General features: G+C 78.9%; 1 protein-coding gene. It reads left to right on the forward strand.

What is annotated here, in order from left to right:
* Positions 1-77: 77 nt before the first annotated feature.
* Positions 78-710: pantoate--beta-alanine ligase (gene panC, locus WCS02_RS20865; RefSeq protein ID WP_422665452.1), on the forward strand; the 633-nt coding region annotated here is incomplete at its 3' end.

Raw genomic sequence — 710 nt, forward strand, 5'->3', positions numbered from 1 at the left:
CACCAGCGCCGGCTCGCCGCCACGGCCGCCGACGCGGTCGAGGCCGCGCTGGTCGCCGCGACCGACGGGCCGGACGCATGACCGGCGCCGCGGGACCGCTGCTCGTCCGCGACCGGGCCGGGTTCGCCCGCGCCCGCGCGGCCATGACCGGCCGGGTCGCCGTGGTCATGACCATGGGCGCGCTGCACGACGGCCACGCCTCCCTGCTCCGCCTCGCCCGCGCCCGCGCCGACCACGTCGTGGTGACGGTGTTCGTCAACCCGCTGCAGTTCGGCGCGGGGGAGGACCTCGACGCCTACCCCCGGACGCTGGACGCCGACCTCGCCGTGTGCGCGGCCGAGGGCGTCGACGTCGTGCTCGCCCCCACCGCGTCCGAGGTCTACCCCCACGGCACCCCGTCGGTGCGGGTGTCCGCCGGGGAGCTCGGCGAGCGGTGGGAGGGGGCCAGCCGCCCCGGCCACTTCGACGGGGTGCTCACCGTCGTCCTCCTGCTGCTGCACCTGGTCCGGCCCGACGTCGCCGTGTTCGGGCAGAAGGACCGCCAGCAGCTAGCCCTGGTCCGGCGCATGGTGGCCGACCTCGCCGTGGGCGTCGAGGTCGTCGCCGGCGCCACGGTGCGCGAGCCCGACGGCCTCGCCCGCTCCAGCCGCAACGCCTACCTGGACGCCGGCGCCCGGGCCGCCGCCGCCGCGCTGCCCGCGGCCGGGGAG

Source organism: Aquipuribacter hungaricus (assembly GCF_037860755.1).
Classification (GTDB): domain Bacteria; phylum Actinomycetota; class Actinomycetes; order Actinomycetales; family JBBAYJ01; genus Aquipuribacter; species Aquipuribacter hungaricus.